This is a genomic window from Segatella cerevisiae (assembly GCF_024054555.1).
GTDB lineage: Bacteria > Bacteroidota > Bacteroidia > Bacteroidales > Bacteroidaceae > Prevotella > Prevotella cerevisiae.
The window spans coordinates 1-18,540 of the sequence record NZ_JAMXLY010000012.1; the positions used below are offsets into that span (position 1 = coordinate 1).

The following is an 18,540-nucleotide window of genomic DNA, read 5'->3' on the forward strand; positions in this document are numbered from 1 at the left end:
GCCAGGATCAAACTCTCCATTGTAAATTGTCTTTCCTGCGCCGCTTCCCGTGTCTCCCGTTAGGGAAACGGGGAAGCGGCGCCTTTGTTCTGTTCAGGGTACCCTTCCGTTCCGACCGCGACTTTCGTCCCGGCGGACGGACGGTTCTTTCTTCTTCTACGCTCGGGATCTGCCCGTGTACCCGAAAGTACACGGGCAAGTCCCATTCTTGTACTGCCTGTCTGTTTTATGTGAATCTTTTCAAAGAACTCTTTCTTTCGCTCACGGTTTTTTGCCGAAAGCGGTTGCAAAGGTATGTATTTCTTCCCATACCTCCAAATATTTGGGTGGAAAATTCAAACAATTTTTGAAACATTTCGACTTTATTGACAAAGGAGAGTGGAAAAATAATATTCGTTCACATTGTTAAGAAAAGCCAACCAGTTATAATTCAAGTATTTATGCCCCCAATCCAACATTTCCCATATTTTTGCGATAAAAACAGAGTATTTTCTCATTTGAAAAAACACAGTAATGCCGAATTTCATAAAGAAAGACTGATTTAAAGGAGACGTTAACCCACAATTTGAAAAAGCTTATAAAGATTTTCTATAAGAAAGAAAAAGAAACAATGAATTTTTGGAGCAACATAAACAGAGATTTAAACTCTAGAAGTTCCTTTTATGGCGGCAAAGAGGAAATAACACTTTAGAAGAAGAAATGCAGGCTAGCGCTACAAGCTTCCAATATAAAGACAACAGCCGTTTAGTCTGGAAAAAAAATGAGATGTAAGAAGAGGACCCTGTTGGCGGAATTAAATGGCAGAAAGCGTTACGTTCGAAAAGTTGAACATGTTATGAACTGTTGTCACCTCGTAATGCTCAAACACCGGAGTAGAGTTCAACACGTATGGTAGACTATATTCAAATTCTTGGCAATAATGTTATATGCTTTTGCCATAAACCGTAAAGAATAAAAAATTAGACATTCTGCTGAAAGTTGTAGTAGACTGCCACTTGCCGACAAAATAAACGATAATCACAGCCGGCCCCCCTATAGTTCCGATGCAAAGACAGATTAAGAACAAGTCGAAGACAAATCCGTTCCCCCACCAATCCACCTCTATCCTCAGTTCCTTCTGACTCCGTTCCCTATTGCTGTTATTAGCTCAAGGACCAGTTGAGGCAATCTATTGACGTGGATCGACAGGGGTGTAAGGACGTACGTTATTAGGGTCGTACGACATGACGATGTCAAGACGTACGCGAACAGAACCTCATAAAACGGGTGTACTGAACCTCATGAAACAGGTGAACAAATCTCATGAAACGAAAGAACAGATCTGTTTAGTTTAGAAAGGAATTGATTTATAAGGGGCGATCTTTAAGGCCAAGACCATCACTAAAAAATAAAAGAGAGTTGAACACTCTCTTTTATTAAAAAGCCGGATAGAGTTTTTATTCACTCTATCAAAAACTCATCAGAACGAATCCGAGGTCAGAAAAGACTATCCTAAGATTTTCAGATATCCAAAACAGGAGCCTTATCTGCACCGGCAGCAGCTTCAAACTTAGTCATTTTCTGAAAACCGAGGAATCCTGATACCAGGACATTCGGGATACGTCGGATAAAAACATTATAATCTTGAACAGCTTCATTATATTTCTGCCGAGCTTCATTAATCCGATTTTCCGTACCTTCCACTTGTTTTTGCAAATCCTTAAAGTTCTCACTGGCTTTCAAATCCGGATAACGCTCACTGATCATCATCAGTTTACCCAAAGCTGCGCTCAATTCACCTTGTGCATTTTCAAACTGCTTTAATTTCTCTGGTGTTAAAGAAGCTGCATCCAATGTGATCTGACTAGCCTTTGACCGCGCCTCAGCCACTTCCTTGAAAGTAGAATTCTCATGTTTAGCATAAGCCTTGACCACCTTCGTCAAATTAGGCAGTAAATCAGCCCGCCTCTGATATGTAGATTGGACATCTGCCAAAGCCGTCGTAGCAGCTTCCTGTTTTTTTACCATCCCATTATAAGCACCGAAAGCCCAAAAGATAATAATCAGCACAATAGCTCCAATAATCCAAAGCCCCTTCTTTTTCATAGCGTAATATTTTATTCATTAATAATTAATTGAGTAATTACATCTCACAAATTTCAAATCAGATTCAAGTTGATGTTGGTAAACCGATGATTAATATCATGCCCAAGAATCCCAAGACAACTTTTTTAGTTCTTCTCTAATATAATATTGTTTTTCCACTAACAACTTTTTTATCCCTTCTCATCAGAAAAGACTTGAACCCTATTCCATTGATTTAAGCCCTATCTTTCTTAATAGAAGATATTTTCGTTTCTTATTCCACAAGTCCAGTAAACATATTTGAAGGTATAGACCTTTGATGTCCGGCTATAACCATCATGATTATCATGTTACTTCAGAATTCATTCTGAAAGAATTGATTCTAAGATCGGGCATCCGTTTTCGAAAGTTTGAAGGTTACCATCAACTTACCAACTTCCACCAGAGCCACCACCTCCAAAGCTGCCGCCTCCAAAGCTACCACCGCCAGGACTGTCACCCCCATCAAAAAATCCTCCACCTCCACCAAAGAAGAAAGGCGGGGGACCATCGTGCCTGTCGTTATGATTTTTATGATGTCGCAGAAAGCGGTTATCAGGAGAGATGATCCCAAATTGTGCCAAGAGCCACATGATCAACAGGAATCCAGGGTAACCGAAGAAAAGGACGATCAGGAAAATCATCACAAGAATATCTCCCCCGGAGTTCACTTCCCCCTCATCCACATTTTCGAGTCCAGTCTTACCCGTTTTAAACTTACTATAGATTGCCTTACAAGTAGAAAGTACGGCGGAGTCAGGTCTCTCCTGTTTCATATTCTTGACGATACAAGCCCGCCCGATATCATAACATTCTACATCTGTCAAGTCAGCCTCCAGACCTTTTCCGGGAGCAATAAAATACTGATGATCCTGGACAGACACAACAATGACCAGTCCCCTCCGATTTTTTTTGTCTCCTACCCCATTAGCATTTCCAACATCCTGAGCCATTCGAAAAGCGTCTCCATCCTTGATTCTGTTGGCAATGATGAACACCGTCTGGATACCACATTGATGCTGCAAATTATAGAGTAATTTATCCGACTCCGATTTTGTCTCCGGATCCAAGACCCCATCAGGGTCACAGACATACTTGGTGCGATCCTGGAGATGCACCATAGGAATCTGATCCGCCGACCAAACCTTACCATAAATATAATAAGGTGTCAGCGCCAGAAACAAAATCAAAGACAACCGGAACAATCTATTGTTCATACACTAGCTTTTTCTATTCGTAAACCTCGTCGATTCCAAGTCCGTCATTCTGGCTATCCTCGCTCATACAAGGATTATATTTGGCCGGAAGGTCGAATACCGCCTTCTGATTATAAGGCAAAGTGGGATCAGCATAAACTTTTTTCATAAATATAGCCCAAATCGGGAGAGCCATCGTGGCCCCCTGTCCCATTCGCATCGAATCAAAATGGATATCCCTATCTTCACCGCCGACCCAGCAGCCACTGACCAACTGAGGCGTAAATCCCAGGAACCAGCCATCAGCATTATTGTTCGTCGTACCCGTCTTGGCTCCTATCTGACCAGTAAAGTGATAATTATACCTCAATCTCCCTGCAGTACCGCCATCGACAACACCCTGCAAGAGCACCAACATCTTATTGGCACAATCCGCATTCAGCACCTCATTCATACGCGGCTGGAAACGAGCGATTACATTACCTTCATTATCTTCGATCCGAGATACGAACATCGGCGCGCAGCGAATACCATGATTGGCAAAAGTAGAATAAGCGCTGACCATCTCTGCCACAGAAACCTCGCAAGGACCTAGACAAAGCGCCATAGAAGGATAAATATCCGGATTATTGATACCAAAATCATGCAAGAGGGATACGAATTGACGCGGATTCAACTTACTCATCAGATAAGCAGATATCCAGTTGTTCGATTGCGCCAGTCCCCATTTCAGAGTCACCATTTGCCCATAGCGTGCATGACTGGCATTACGAGGCGTCCACCAACTCCCAGCAACGCGGTAAGACTGTTGCCGGTTAGGCGCCTTGTCACAAGGAGAAAATCCATTTTGCATGGCCAGAGAATACAGGAACGGTTTGATAGTAGATCCTACCTGCCGACGGCCGGACATCACCATGTCATACATGAAATGAGTATAGTCAATTCCCCCGACATACGCCTTTACAGCGCCCGTCTTCGGATCCATGCTCATGAACCCGGAGCGAAGGAACATTTTATAATACCTGATAGAGTCAATAGGAGTCATTGTCGTATCCAGATCACCATGATAAGAGAATACCGTCATATCAGTAGGCGTATGGAATGAGCGTCTGATTTCCTGAAGAGAAGCCCCCGCCTTTTTCAAAGCCCGATACCTGTCACTCTGGACGATCGAACGGTTCATGATCGCCATAATCTGAGCCCGGGTAAGTTTGTCCGAGAAAGGCGCACTCGGTTTGTGCTGATTCTCCGAATCAAAGGCAGGCTGCAGGAAATTAGCGATATGCTCATAGACAGCTTCTTCAGCATACCTCTGCATACGAGAGTCAATCGTAGTATACACCTTCAAACCGTCAGTATAGACATTATAAGGTGTCCCGTCTTTCTTGAAATTCTTGTTGCACCAGCCATAAAGCGGATCTGTAGCCCAAGCGATGGAATCCAACACATATTGATTATGGTCCCAAGCGGCATAATCATCTATCTGAGGCCGTTTAGCCATCATATATTGACGAAGGAATTCCCTCAAATAGACAGCAGTACCATCCTTGTGGTCGATACGGTGGAAGTTCAGGACGAGAGGACGTGCACTCTCCTCCTCGTAATCCGCATCAGACAGATACCCCGCCTTGACCATCTGCTGCAGTACGATATTCCGTCTCTGTCTGCAACGATCAGGGTAGCGCACCGGATTGAAATAGGACGGATTCTTGCATAGACCGATCAAGGTCGCTGATTCATCCAGTGTCAGATTTTTCGGTTCCTTATTGAAATACACGTTAGCAGCAGACTTGATGCCCACCGCATTATGCAGGAAATCGAAATAGTTCAAATACAGAGCGACGATCTCATCCTTGGTATAGTAACGTTCGAGTTTGATGGCAATCACCCATTCGATAGGTTTTTGGAACAGTCTCTGCATTGTACTTTGAGCCGTCTGAGAATACAACTGTTTGGCGAGTTGCTGAGTGATCGTCGACCCGCCACCTGCATTCTGTTCGCCGAGCAATCCCCTTTTGATCACAGCCCTTCCCAGAGCCTTGAAGTCGATTCCGGAATGTTGGTAGAAGCGGATATCCTCAGTAGCGACCAATGCATGCACCAGATGAATGGACATCTTGGAATAAGGAATAACGATCCTGTTCTCCTTGTTCAGATTCCATGTTCCCATCACTTTTCCATCAGCAGAATACACCTGTGTAGCATAACGGTTGATCGGGTTCTGCAGATCTTCCAGATCCGGCATATATCCGATCCAACCAAACCAAATAGCTGTAAAAGCGAAAGCTGAAAAACCGACTACGATCACCAGTATCGCCCAAAGAATATGAATGAATTTCTTTCTCATTATAATGATTCTCTGTTGATGTTTACCGTGCAAAAATACAACTATTTTCCGAATAATCAATAAAGGGCATAAAATATTAGTTTGTAAACCAATGAATTGAATTCTACCATTTAAATCTTAAATGAATCTCTATTTTTCTCATATATTTCAGCAAATACTTCTGTTTTCCGAAAAAGATTTCCTATCTTTGCAGAAAAGAAATGAATCCGTCGGAAGTCGAATTCATGCTATTTTCTTACTCATTATATCAGGCAACATGCCAAAAGCAATCTGAAGTGGTGATCCAGAACCAACATATAGAAAGAAGATTGACAAGCTTGTCCAAGATTCATCTCAAAAATGATTTGACAGACAAGAGATATAATGAATTTTCCCTTTTCAAACACATTTTTTCCTCTAGTCAGACATTTCTGTTTCAAAGGGGCACATATAAGTTGGAAACATATGTATATCAAAAGTTTTTGATAGAATGGAAAAACATAATTTTGTAACAATTGCCGACCTTTCTAAAGAGAAGATCATGTATCTTCTCCAAATGGCGCATGAGTTCGAGAAGCACCCCAACAGGGAAATTCTCAAAGGTAAAGTCATCGCGACCTTGTTCTTCGAGCCATCTACGCGAACACAACTCAGTTTTCAGACGGCAGCCAATCGTCTCGGCGCTCGCGTCATCGGGTTCTCTGATGCCAAGACCTCGAGCACGACAAAGGGCGAGACCCTGAAAGACACGATTCTGATGGTAAGCAATTACGCGGATGCCATTGCGATGAGACATTACATTGAAGGTGCGGCACAATATGCCAGTGAGGTCTCCCCCGTACCTATCATCAATGCAGGCGACGGTGCACACATGCACCCTTCACAATGCCTTCTCGATCTCTATTCCATCTACAAGACACAAGGCACATTGGATAACCTGAATATCTATCTCGTAGGCGACTTGAGATATGGCCGCACCGTACATTCCCTGATTACGGCAATGCGTCATTTCAATCCCACCTTCCATTTCATTGCCCCCAAAGAACTGGCAATGCCGAATGAGTACAAACTGTACTGCAAAGACCACAATATCCAGTTCCAAGAGCACACGGCTTTCAACGAGAAAGTTATAGCAGACGCGGACATTCTCTATATGACCCGTGTTCAGAAAGAGCGTTTCAGTGACCTGATGGAATATGAAAAGGTCAAGAACGTCTATCGTTTGACCAACGACATGCTCAAAAATGTCAAACCCAACATGAAAGTGATGCATCCCCTGCCCCGTATCAATGAAATCGCCTATGAAGTGGATGCCAACCCCCATGCCTATTACATACAACAAGCCAAGAACGGACTTTATGCCAGAGAGGTTATCTTCTGCTATTGTCTGGGAATCTCTCTCGAAGACGTCAAGAACGATACAACCATCATAGAAAGCAAATATTAAAATTCAATGCTAAATTCAAAGATCATGGCAAAGAAAGAAATGTTGGTAGCCGCTATTGAGAACGGTACTGTAATCGATCATATACCAGCAGATAAGACATTTCAAGTTGTCAATCTGCTCAAGCTCCAAGAGTTCAAGTCCCCTGTTACGATCGGATACAACCTCCCCTCCAAAAAACTGGGGAAGAAAGGCATCGTGAAAGTCTCGGGAAAATTCCTCTCAGACGACGAGATCAACCGTCTAGCCGTATTGACACCAAATGCTGTCGTCAACACGATCAAAGATTACGAGGTCGTAGAGAAAAGGACAGTCGAACTGCCTGATACCCTTCGCGGGATCATCAAATGCAACAATCCGAAATGCGTCACCAACAATGAACCGATGGAGACCGTCTTCAATGTCGTCGACAAGAGTAAGGGAGTGGTCAAATGCCATTATTGTGACAAGGAGCAAGATATCGATAAAGTGCAATTTCTTTAATCACAATCTGTTTTTAATTGCAGAATGCCACAAAAATTCACTTTAAAGTTTGGATAAGTAATAAGGAATGCCTAAATTTGCAAAGAACTTATAGGCAAGTTTAATTTAAAAACACTGTACATAATGGAAAGGGATCAAGAGATTTTCGACCTGATTGAAAAAGAGCACCAGCGCCAACTCAAAGGGATGGAACTGATTGCCTCAGAAAACTTTGTAAGTGACGAGGTCATGAATGCCATGGGCTCCTATCTGACCAACAAGTATGCTGAAGGTCTGCCCGGCCACCGCTACTATGGAGGGTGTCAGGTGGTAGACCAGGTTGAGGACTTGGCACGTGAACGCGTCAAGAAAGTCTTCGATGCGGAATATGCGAATGTCCAACCCCATTCCGGTTCTCAAGCCAATGCGGCAGTACTGCTGGCATGCCTGAAACCCGGTGATACCTTTATGGGACTTAATCTTGCACAAGGCGGCCACTTGTCTCACGGAAGTGAAGTCAACACTTCAGGTATGCTCTACCATCATATCGGTTACAATCTGAACCGCGAAACAGGAAGAGTAGACTATGATGAGATGGAAAAACTGGCACAGAAATACCAGCCCAAACTGATTATCGGAGGAGGATCTGCCTACAGCCGTGAATGGGACTATGCCCGCATGCGCAAGATCTGTGACGAGGTCGGTGCCATTTTCGTGGTAGATATGGCCCATCCTGCAGGTCTTATTGCTGCCGGCCTTTTGGAGAATCCCGTGAAATATGCTGATATTGTCACGACAACCACCCACAAGACACTTCGCGGTCCGCGTGGAGGTGTCATTCTGATGGGCAAGGATTTCGACAATCCCTGGGGCAAGACTACGAAAAAGGGAGTTGTCCGGAAGATGTCCTCACTACTCAATTCGGCTGTATTCCCAGGCGAGCAAGGCGGTCCTTTGGAGCACGTCATTGCAGCAAAAGCCGTAGGATTCTATGAAAATCTCAAACCTTCCTGGAAAGAATATGCCACACAAGTCAAGAAAAATGCTTCGGTATTAGCTGATGCCTTGATGCAACATGGTTTCGATATTGTGAGTGGAGGAACAGACAACCACTCGATGCTGATCGATTTCCGCTCCAAGTATCCTGAGCTTACAGGAAAACTGGCAGAAAACGCACTTGTAGCCGCAGACATTACCGTCAATAAGAATATGGTACCTTTTGATACAAGAAGTCCTTTCCAGACATCAGGTATCCGCATAGGTACAGCTGCAATGACGACCCGTGGTGCAAAAGAAGACATGATGCACCTGATAGCAGACCTCATTGATGAAGTCTTGAAAGACCCAGAGAATGATCAGGTCATCTCAAGTGTTCGGGAAAAAGTCAATGCGACAATGAAGAAATACCCACTGTTTGCTTATTGATTAAAAAACTATCGAGAAGGTCATCACCCTTCAAAATCTCCTAAATAAATCTGAAGGTCCGGGATTCAATGAATCCCGGACCTCATTTTTTATACCTGAACAAGGATAAGTACCTGCATTCCTGATAAAAGACATGACCAAAGAAAGTAAAGCAACTGAACTCTCACGATGTGTTCCCTAAAACTATTCTTTTCTCAACGGCCTGTTGCCTACAAGGAAAAGATAGATGATGATCACATGAATCCGTGAAGAATATATTTTCAAGTTATCTTACCGTAATATGGAAACAGCCCTGGTTGATCTCATATTTGATAAAACAACGGTTGTGTTTATGCATATCATTGAGCACTTCACTAAGCACCCATTTCAAAGTATCATTTCTTACCTTACGGCGATTTTCGCCCGGAGCCTCAACGGTGCGGTACCGGTTATAACTGACATCGAATGTTGTTCCATACATGTGGCAGGAATGTTGGGTGGCATTCCCGTTATGACTTCGCAGGTTAATCACATCCGCCTTGCTTCTCATCACACTCGTGATAATGATCTGGTGCAAGGGAATACCCTTCAGTTGCAAACTGTCGTAATAACTTCTGCCTATATCCTGCAAGAGGATCGCAGCACGGGGAACAAGATAAGGGATACTCGAATGAAGAGGCTCCACATAGAAATAAGGATTACAACCAATATATACGAGTTTACTCTTTTCATCCATTGCCTTTTTCCGGTCATCAACAGGTTTCACACCCCATTTTCCGGCAGCGATAAGTTGTACATCATTCGCATCCGAAAAAGTCTTTTGGAAATCCGGCACACTGATAATCCGATGCTTCGCCAAAGAGCCGTCCGTATTGAAAAACACAGTGAGGGCAGCCGAATCAGCAGGCGTAACAGCATCTCCCCCTTTCGGATTTTCAGAAAGGGCCAAAGGAACATCCTCATGTCGTGCAGATTTCTTTAAATCCCTCTTGTTCGGTTTAGAATTTGCACCACCTATAAACAGCACTTTTACCAAGAACAAAACCAATACCACGGACATGAAAATTCTGGTATATTTCCTTTTTGAAATCATCATATAAATCTCTCAACTATTTTGACACAAAAGTACAAAAAAGATAAGAGATTGAAGAGTCGTTTCACTATTTTTTTGTAACTTTGCACTGTATCGTTTTATAAGATAAAAACAGTTAAATAATTACATTGATAGAGAAGCATATCATTTTAGAGGATATTGATCCGGTTATTTTCTACGGCATCAATAATTGTCATCTCCAGATGTTCAAGTCACTCTTCCCCAAATTACATATTGTGGCCAGAGACAACGTCATCCGCCTGCTCGGGGACGAAGAGGATATGGCAAGGGCTGAGCAGAACATAGAAGCCATGCGCAAGCATGTCCTGAAATACAACACGATCCAGGATGGCGACATCCTGAATATTGTCAAAGGCCATAAGCCCCAAGATGAAAATGCCAAAGGAGTCCTTATCTATAACATCTCAGGCAAGCCCATCAAGAGCAAAAGTGCCAATCAACAGAAACTGATAGACTCCTTTGAGAAAGATGATATGATCTTCGCTGTCGGCCCTGCCGGTACAGGCAAGACCTACCTGAGTGTCGCACTTGCCGTCAAGGCGCTGAAAGAGAAGGCGGCCAAGCGCATTATCCTCAGCCGTCCGGCTGTTGAAGCCGGAGAGAAACTGGGATTTCTTCCCGGAGATATGAAAGACAAGATCGATCCTTATCTCCAACCCCTTTACGATGCTCTGGAAGATATGATTCCCGCTGCGAAACTGCAGGACATGCTGGACAAGCATACCATCCAGATAGCACCTTTAGCTTTTATGAGGGGGAGAACCCTCAGCGACGCAGTCGTCATTCTGGACGAAGCCCAGAATACCACATCACAACAGATACGCATGTTTCTTACCCGAATGGGCTGGGACACCAAAATGATTATTACCGGCGATCTGACTCAGATCGACCTTCCGAGAGAACAGAAGAGCGGTCTGAAAGAAGCCTTGAAGATATTAAACGGAATTGAAGGGATTTCCATCGTCAGTCTGGGACAAGAAGATATCGTACGACACAAACTTGTGACCAGGATCGTGAATGCCTACGCCTCTTATGACCGGGAGATCCAAGAAAGGAAAGAAGCCCAAAGGAGGGAATGCAGGATCCCTTATTTCGATTCAGATATCAAGACCAAGAACTGAAAAGGCGAAGCCTTCGGTGATTCGGGTCCTGACAAATCAACAGAGAAAATTCTTGCGGTTGTTAGTTTAAACTCAAATATAATGAAAGCTTTAACCAGAACTGATTTCCATTTCGATGGACAGAAAAGTGTTTATCACGGAAAAGTACGTGACGTGTACAACATCAACGACGATTTGATCGTAATGGTCGCTACTGACAGAATCTCGGCTTTTGACATCGTCCTGCCTAAAGGCATCCCTTTCAAAGGACAAGTACTCAATCAAATTGCTGCACGTTTCCTGGACCTCACGAAAGACATCTGCCCGAACTGGAAACTTGCCACACCTGATCCAATGGTAACCGTAGGCCTCAACTGTAAAGGCTTCCCAGTAGAGATGATTATCCGCAGCATCCTTACCGGAAGTGCATGGAGAGCCTACAAAGACGGATGTCGTGACCTCTGCGGCGTCAAACTCCCTGATGGAATGAGGGAGAACCAACGCTTCCCAGAGCCGATCGTCACCCCGACAACAAAGGCTGCAACAGGGCATGACCTGAATATCTCCAAGGAAGAGATCATCAAACAGGGACTTATTCCTGCAGATGACTATGCCATCATTGAAGACTGGACCCAAAAACTCTTCAAGCGTGGTCAGGAAATCGCAGCCAAGCGTGGCTTGATCCTCGTGGACACCAAATATGAGTTTGGCAAGCGCGATGGTCAGTGCTACCTGATTGATGAAATCCACACTCCTGATTCCAGCCGCTATTTCTATACGGAAGGCTATGAGGAGAAATTCGAGAAAGGCGAACCGCAGAAACAACTGTCCAAGGAGTTTGTACGCCAGTGGTTGATCGAACAGAATTTCATGAACGAACCTGGTCAGAAGATGCCGGAATTGACCGACGAATTTGCTGAGAAGGTCAGTGAAAGATATATCGAACTCTATGAGCACATTACCGGAGAGAAATTCGATAAAGCTACCGAAGAGGGTGATATTGCAACACGAATTGAGAAAAACGTTAAGTCCTATCTGGCTTCTCGTAAATAAATAATCCCCCCGGGATGCCCATTGTCAGTATCCCGGGGGAGTATAATCTTGAATATAAATATGTATCAGCAGGAAAAGATCAAACCCTATGGAGAAGATGGAGATAAAGGACAACTTGTCAAAGATATGTTTGATCACATCGCTCCTACTTATGATACACTGAATCATAGACTGTCCTGGGACATAGATAAAGGTTGGAGAAAGAAAGCCATTAAAGAACTGATACCTTATCACCCCCGGGAAATATTGGATGTCGCTACAGGAACAGGCGATTTTGCCATCCTCGCAGCTCAGATGCTACGCCCTCGTCACCTGATCGGAACGGATATTTCCGAAGGTATGATGGAAATAGGAAAAGAGAAAATTTCCAAAGCGCATCTGGAAGACATCATCCTCTTTAAAAGAGAGGATTGCATGCATCTCTCGTTCGAGGACGACACTTTTGATGCGGTCACAGCCGCTTTCGGAATCCGCAATTTCCAGAACTTGGACCAAGGATTGAAAGAAATGTACAGAGTACTCAAAAAGGGAGGACATCTGAGCATTGTCGAACTCACAGAACCTGTAATGTTCCCCATCCGCCAGTTCTTCAGAATATATTCCCATACCTTCCTGCCCGTTTACGGAAAACTGGTTTCCAAGGATTCCGGTGCCTACCACTATCTGACCAAAACCATAGAAGCCTTCCCACAGGGAGAGACCATGATGAGCATCTTCAAGAAAGCAGGATTTTCAGAAACCAGATTCAGGCGGCTTTCCTTCGGAATCTGCACCCTCTATTTTGCGACGAAATAATACGGGACGAACTCTCATTCCAGACATTAATAAAAAAGACAGGATTATGGACAAATACGGACTAATCGGATATCCTTTGGGACATTCTTTTTCAAAGGACTATTTCAATGAGAAATTTCACAACGAACACATTGATGCGAGATACATCAATTTTGAAATTCCAAACATTGAAGACCTCCCCGAGATCATTGATTCCAATCCGGAGTTGAAAGGTTTCAACGTGACTATTCCTTATAAGGAACAGGTCATCAGTTATTTGGATTACATCAGTCCGGAAGCACGTTCTATCGGTGCCATCAACGTCGTAAAGGTAGAGCATAAAGGCAGTGACGTCATCTTGAAAGGATTCAACAGTGATGTCATCGGCTTTACCAAAAGCATCGAACCGCTACTTGAAACATTCCATAAGAAAGCGCTCATACTTGGTACCGGCGGTGCTTCCAAGGCCATCAACTATGGACTGAAGTCACTGGGACTGGAGAACATTTTCGTCTCCCGCTACCAAAGGCCAGGCACCATCCAATATGACCAACTTACCCCTGATATCATACACGAATACAATGTGATCGTCAACTGTACCCCTGTCGGAATGTACCCTCATGTAGATGCCTGCCCTCAGATTCCCTATGAAGCTTTGGACACGCACAATCTGTTGTATGACCTCATCTATAATCCGGATACTACCCTATTTATGAAGAAAGGCAAAGAACGAGGTGCTAATGTCAAGAACGGATTGGAAATGCTCCTCCTCCAAGCCTTCGCCAGTTGGAAGTTCTGGACGAGTAAAAATGATGCCGACAACGGCTGACCCGTTTCTCACCTCCATCAAAGTGCCAAAAGACTGTCCTTCTCTTAAGATCAAATAACGGTCAGACAAAGACATTCAGGGACAATGAGGACGAAAGACGAAACATCAATCTCAATCCCACAGAAAACTTCACCTCATCTGAGGCAAACAATATATCATCAATAAAAGTTCGCAGACCATTAAATAAAAGAAGCATTCAAGACAATGAAAAACCGTTATATGATGCGCGGAGTTTCCGCAGCAAAGGAGGATGTGCACAACGCCATCAAAAACCTGGATAAAGGTATTTTCCCACACGCTTTCTGTAAAATCATGCCCGACATACTCGGAGGAGACCCCGACTACTGCAACATCATGCACGCTGACGGCGCAGGCACAAAATCATCTTTAGCTTACCTGTATTGGAAAGAAACGGGTGATCTGAGCGTATGGAGAGGTATTGCACAGGATGCCATTGTCATGAATACGGATGATCTGCTTTGCGTGGGAGCAGTAGACAACATTCTGGTGTCCAGTACCATCGGAAGGAACAAGATGCTCATCCCGGGAAAGGTGATATCTACCCTCATCAACTCCACTGACGAAATACTCTCTGATATGCGGAAGATGGGTATCGGCATCTGGCCTACCGGTGGAGAGACTGCTGACGTCGGAGATCTGGTACGCACGATCATCGTCGACTCTACCGTCACCTGCCGGATGAAACGCAAGGATGTCATCGACAATTCCAATATCTGCCCGGGAGACGTGATCATCGGATTAAGTTCTACAGGAAAAGCCACCTATGAAAAGACCTATAACGGCGGAATGGGCAGCAATGGCCTGACTAGCGCGAGACACGATGTCTTCGCCAAATATCTGGCTGAGAAATATCCTGAAAGTTATGACCATGCCGTCCCACCGGAACTCGTATACAGTGGAAAGTACAAATTGACGGATGCCGTAGACGGAGTACCCGTCGATGCCGGTCAACTGGTTCTGTCTCCTACCCGGACCTATGCGCCGGTCATTAAGACGCTACTGACAAAACTCAGACCCGAGATCCATGGCATGGTCCACTGTACCGGAGGAGCCCAGACGAAAGTCCTCAATTTCGTAGGAGAAGACTGCAAAGTCATCAAAGACCACCTTTTCCCTGTTCCGCCATTGTTCAAGATCATACAGGAATGTAGTGGAACAGATTGGAAAGAGATGTACCAAGTATTCAATATGGGACATCGTATGGAGATCTATACACGTCCTGAAGTGGCAGAAAAAGTCATCGCTGTCAGCAAGTCCTACAATATCGATGCACAGGTTATCGGACATATAGAAAAAGGACCACGCAGTCTGACCATCCTGTCAGAATTCGGAAAATTCACCTATTAATTATTACACAGACCGGTATCCGAAAAGGAAACCGGTCGATCAATCACATCTAAAAAGACACTAAAGCAGAATGCCTGAAAAGAATAGTATACTGGAGAAACTCGAAGGATTGGGAAACCGGTTCAAAGAAATCAGCACCCTCATCACAGACCCTTCCGTCATCGCAGACCAAGCCCGTTATGTGAAACTTTCCAAGGAGTACAAAGAACTGGAAGAAATCATGCAGGCCCGTAAAAGATATATGGCCTGTCTCGATGCCATCAAAGAGTCTAAGGATATCCTCGCCCAAGAAGACGATCCGGAGATGAAGGAGATGGCGAGAGCAGAATTGCAGGCAAATGAAGAACTCCAGCCGAAAATAGAAGAAGAGATCAAACTGGATCTGATTCCTAAGGATCCAGAAGACGGTAAGAATGTACAAATGGAAATCCGTGCTGGGACAGGTGGGGATGAGGCAGCCCTCTTTGCAGGAGACCTTTTCAATATGTACAAAAAATTCTGCGACAAGAAAGGATGGAAAGTCAGCATTATGAGTTTTTCACCCGGTACGGTCGGTGGCTATAAGGAAATCGTCTTCGCTGTGAGCGGCGATCAGGTCTACGGGACACTGAAATACGAAAGTGGCGTACATCGCGTACAACGCGTACCCGCTACGGAAACCCAGGGGCGCATGCATACCTCAGCAGCTACAGTAGCCGTATTGCCAGAAGCCGACAAATTTGAGGTGCACATCAATGAAGGTGACATCAAATGGGATACCTTCCGTTCCAGTGGCGCAGGAGGACAGAATGTCAACAAGGTCGAGTCCGGCGTGCGCCTCCGCTATCCTTGGAAGAATCCTAATACCGGAGAAGTGGAAGAGATCCTGATCGAGAGTACGGAGACCCGCGACCAACCTAAAAACAAGGAAAGGGCCTTGGCGAGACTGCGGACTTTCATCTATGACAAAGAGCACTCCAAATATGTCAATGACATAGCGAGCCGGCGCAAGTCCCTGGTCTCGACAGGAGACCGGAGCGCAAAGATCAGAACTTACAATTTTCCCCAAGGTCGTGTGACTGATCACCGTATCGGTTACACCACCCATGACCTGCAAGGATTCATGAACGGGAATATTCAGGATATGATCGATCACCTGACGGTAGCAGAGAATGCAGAAAAATTAAAGGAAAGCGAATTATAATTTCATCATAAGGCAATCAAGTATATGGACAGGCAACAACTCGTAGAACAGATCCGGAAGAAAAAGAGTTTTCTCTGTGTGGGATTGGATACTGACATCAGGAAGATACCAGACTTTCTCAAAAAGGAGGAAGACCCGGTCTTCAAATTCAACAAGTCGATCATTGATGCCACCGCACCCTATTGCATCGCTTATAAACCTAACCTCGCCTTTTACGAAAGTGCAGGTCTGACTGGCATGAAGGCGTTTCAGGAGACCATCACCTACCTCAAGGAAACCTACCCACAGCATCTTATCATTGCTGATGCTAAACGAGGGGACATCGGCAACTCCTCTGCCATGTATGCACGGACTTTTTTCGAAGAATACCAAGTAGACGCCTTGACAGTTGCGCCATATATGGGTGAGGACAGCGTCAAACCTTTTCTCAATTATCCCGACAAATGGGTCATTCTCCTGGCACTGACAAGTAATCCCGGCAGTCTTGATTTCCAGTTGGTCAAGGATGAATACGGAGAAAGACTTTTCGAAAAGGTGATCAGAAGAAGTTTGGAATGGGGCAATCCGGACAACATGATGTACGTTGTCGGCGCCACACGTGGAGAACTGTTCACAGCCGTCCGCAGATGCGCACCGAAGAGTTTTCTGCTCGTACCGGGTGTCGGAGCCCAGGGGGGCAGTCTGCAAGAGGTCTGTCGCTATGCCCTCACGCCGGGCTGCGGTCTGATCGTCAATTCCTCCAGAGGCATCATCTACGCCGGTCATGACAAGGATTTTGATGCGGCAGCTGCCCGTCAGGCCCAGTCCCTGCAAGAGCAAATGGCAGAAGAACTCAAGCAGATCGGTTTCTGAACCGATCTGTCCTAATCTAGAAATCATCCGGTTACCGCAACCGGTATTTTCATTGGAAAATCAGTCATCTATTGAACGATAGTAAAATCATCAACGATCCGGTTTTCGGATTTATAAAGATCCCCAAGGGCGTATTACTCGACATCGTAGAGAATCCTTTGATCCAACGCCTGACTCGGATCAAGCAATTGGGATTGGCTTGTGAGGTCTATCCCGGTGCCCAGCATACCCGTTTCCAACATTCCATAGGTGCCTTTCATCTGATGAGCGAAGCCATTCTCTCCCTACAGCAGAAAGGCATTTTCATTTTCGACAGTGAAGCTGAGGCGGTCGAGGCCGCCATCCTCATGCACGATATCGGGCATGGTCCGTTCTCGCATGTTCTCGAGGGAACGCTCATCCATGGGATCACCCACGAGGAAATCTCCCTGATGATGATGGAACAGATCAACGGTGAAATGAACGGTGCATTGAACCTGGCTTTGAAGATTTTCAAAGACCAGTATCCCAAGCATTTCCTGCATCAACTCATCAGTAGCCAACTGGATATGGATCGTCTCGACTACCTCCGGCGAGACAGTTTTTTCACCGGAGTCACAGAGGGGAGCATCGATTCAGCCAGGATCATCAAAATGCTTGATGTCGTGGACGACCACCTCGTCGTTGAATCCAAAGGCATCTATTCCATAGAAAATTTTCTGACCTCCAGACGACTGATGTACTGGCAGGTCTATCTTCACAAGACAGCCGTCGCCTGTGAGAAAGTCCTCGTCAATTTACTTAAACGAGCAAAATACCTGACCGGTAAAGGCTGTGACCTCTTCGCCCCACCCCAGTTGAAATATTTCCTCTGCCAGCACATCGACAAGGCTAAATTTCTCACAGATCCCGAAGCCCTGAAGATGTATGAACTGTTGGATGACAGTGACATATGGAGCAGTGTGAAAGTTTGGATGGGAAACGAAGACAAGATCCTGTCCATGCTTGCCACAGACCTCATCAACCGCATCCCCTTCAAGGTGGAAGTCAGGGAAGAGCCTATCACCCCAGAAGAGATGTACGGAATTCAGGAAAAACTGGCCCAGAAGAAGCAGGTCAGCGTCGAAGAAGCAGGATACCTGATCAGCATCAACACGATTCAAAAGGACATGTATGATGTCAACGATGACAAGATTACAATTCTCTACAAAGATGGGAATTGTAAGGACATTGCAGAAGCGTCCGATTTGTTGAACATAGCTTTACTTTCCAAAAAAATTCGCAAATATTACTTATGTTATCAACGATTATGAATAAAATTTCCTACCTTTGCAACAATAAATCAATCTCATT

At 44.8% G+C, this 18,540-nt stretch carries 15 protein-coding genes; 11 read left to right on the plus strand and 4 right to left on the minus strand.

Features of this window, described 5'->3' with window-relative positions:
* Positions 1 to 1,500: 1,500 nt before the first annotated feature.
* The 3 genes from NG821_RS04650 to NG821_RS04660 form a co-directional block, all read right to left on the minus strand.
* Positions 1,501 to 2,085, minus strand: coding sequence for a LemA family protein (locus NG821_RS04650; RefSeq protein WP_252760495.1), 585 nt, complete (start codon positions 2,083 to 2,085; stop codon positions 1,501 to 1,503).
* Between the two features lie 407 nt (positions 2,086 to 2,492).
* Entirely contained in the window at positions 2,493 to 3,320 is an 828-nt protein-coding gene (locus NG821_RS04655) for a TPM domain-containing protein (RefSeq protein WP_252760496.1), read from the minus strand.
* Between the two features lie 13 nt (positions 3,321 to 3,333).
* A complete protein-coding gene (locus NG821_RS04660; protein ID WP_252760497.1) occupies positions 3,334 to 5,646 on the minus strand; it encodes a transglycosylase domain-containing protein in 2,313 nt (770 codons plus the stop codon).
* A 469-nt stretch (positions 5,647 to 6,115) separates the two neighbouring features.
* Between NG821_RS04660 and pyrB the strand changes: the two genes are divergently transcribed.
* The 3 genes from pyrB (at position 6,116) to glyA (ending at position 8,956) form a co-directional block, all read left to right on the plus strand.
* On the plus strand, positions 6,116 to 7,072 hold the full coding sequence (pyrB, locus tag NG821_RS04665; RefSeq protein WP_252760498.1) for an aspartate carbamoyltransferase: 957 nt from the start codon (positions 6,116 to 6,118) through the stop codon (positions 7,070 to 7,072).
* A 24-nt stretch (positions 7,073 to 7,096) separates the two neighbouring features.
* Positions 7,097 to 7,552, plus strand: a complete 456-nt coding sequence (gene pyrI / locus NG821_RS04670; RefSeq protein ID WP_252760499.1) for an aspartate carbamoyltransferase regulatory subunit — start codon at positions 7,097 to 7,099, stop codon at positions 7,550 to 7,552.
* A gap of 123 nt (positions 7,553 to 7,675) precedes the next feature.
* Positions 7,676 to 8,956, plus strand: a complete 1,281-nt coding sequence (gene glyA / locus NG821_RS04675; RefSeq protein WP_252760500.1) for a serine hydroxymethyltransferase — start codon at positions 7,676 to 7,678, stop codon at positions 8,954 to 8,956.
* Between the two features lie 265 nt (positions 8,957 to 9,221).
* Here glyA and NG821_RS04680 read toward each other — a convergent pair whose 3' ends face one another.
* The gene (locus tag NG821_RS04680) at positions 9,222 to 9,995 is read right to left on the minus strand and encodes a DUF5715 family protein (RefSeq protein ID WP_394802059.1); all 774 of its coding nucleotides are present in this window, start codon (positions 9,993 to 9,995) and stop codon (positions 9,222 to 9,224) included.
* A gap of 161 nt (positions 9,996 to 10,156) precedes the next feature.
* Between NG821_RS04680 and NG821_RS04685 the strand changes: the two genes are divergently transcribed.
* The 8 genes from NG821_RS04685 (at position 10,157) to NG821_RS04720 (ending at position 18,500) form a co-directional block, all read left to right on the plus strand.
* Positions 10,157 to 11,170, plus strand: a complete 1,014-nt coding sequence (locus NG821_RS04685) for a PhoH family protein (RefSeq protein ID WP_252760502.1) — start codon at positions 10,157 to 10,159, stop codon at positions 11,168 to 11,170.
* A gap of 81 nt (positions 11,171 to 11,251) precedes the next feature.
* Entirely contained in the window at positions 11,252 to 12,202 is a 951-nt protein-coding gene (locus NG821_RS04690) for a phosphoribosylaminoimidazolesuccinocarboxamide synthase (protein ID WP_252760503.1), read from the plus strand.
* A gap of 60 nt (positions 12,203 to 12,262) precedes the next feature.
* A complete protein-coding gene (ubiE, locus tag NG821_RS04695) occupies positions 12,263 to 12,997 on the plus strand; it encodes a bifunctional demethylmenaquinone methyltransferase/2-methoxy-6-polyprenyl-1,4-benzoquinol methylase UbiE (RefSeq protein WP_252760504.1) in 735 nt (244 codons plus the stop codon).
* A gap of 46 nt (positions 12,998 to 13,043) precedes the next feature.
* Positions 13,044 to 13,805 carry a shikimate dehydrogenase family protein gene (locus tag NG821_RS04700; RefSeq protein ID WP_252760505.1) on the plus strand — a complete coding sequence of 254 codons (762 nt, stop codon included), beginning with the start codon at positions 13,044 to 13,046 and terminating at the stop codon, positions 13,803 to 13,805.
* 204 nt (positions 13,806 to 14,009) lie between these two features.
* The gene (locus NG821_RS04705) at positions 14,010 to 15,173 is read left to right on the plus strand and encodes an AIR synthase-related protein (RefSeq protein ID WP_252760506.1); all 1,164 of its coding nucleotides are present in this window, start codon (positions 14,010 to 14,012) and stop codon (positions 15,171 to 15,173) included.
* A gap of 70 nt (positions 15,174 to 15,243) precedes the next feature.
* A complete protein-coding gene (gene prfA, locus NG821_RS04710; protein WP_252760507.1) occupies positions 15,244 to 16,356 on the plus strand; it encodes a peptide chain release factor 1 in 1,113 nt (370 codons plus the stop codon).
* Between the two features lie 24 nt (positions 16,357 to 16,380).
* Positions 16,381 to 17,208, plus strand: a complete 828-nt coding sequence (gene pyrF / locus NG821_RS04715) for an orotidine-5'-phosphate decarboxylase (RefSeq protein ID WP_252760508.1) — start codon at positions 16,381 to 16,383, stop codon at positions 17,206 to 17,208.
* 71 nt (positions 17,209 to 17,279) lie between these two features.
* Positions 17,280 to 18,500, plus strand: a complete 1,221-nt coding sequence (locus NG821_RS04720; protein WP_252760509.1) for an HD domain-containing protein — start codon at positions 17,280 to 17,282, stop codon at positions 18,498 to 18,500.
* The last annotated feature ends 40 nt before the right edge of the window (positions 18,501 to 18,540 follow it).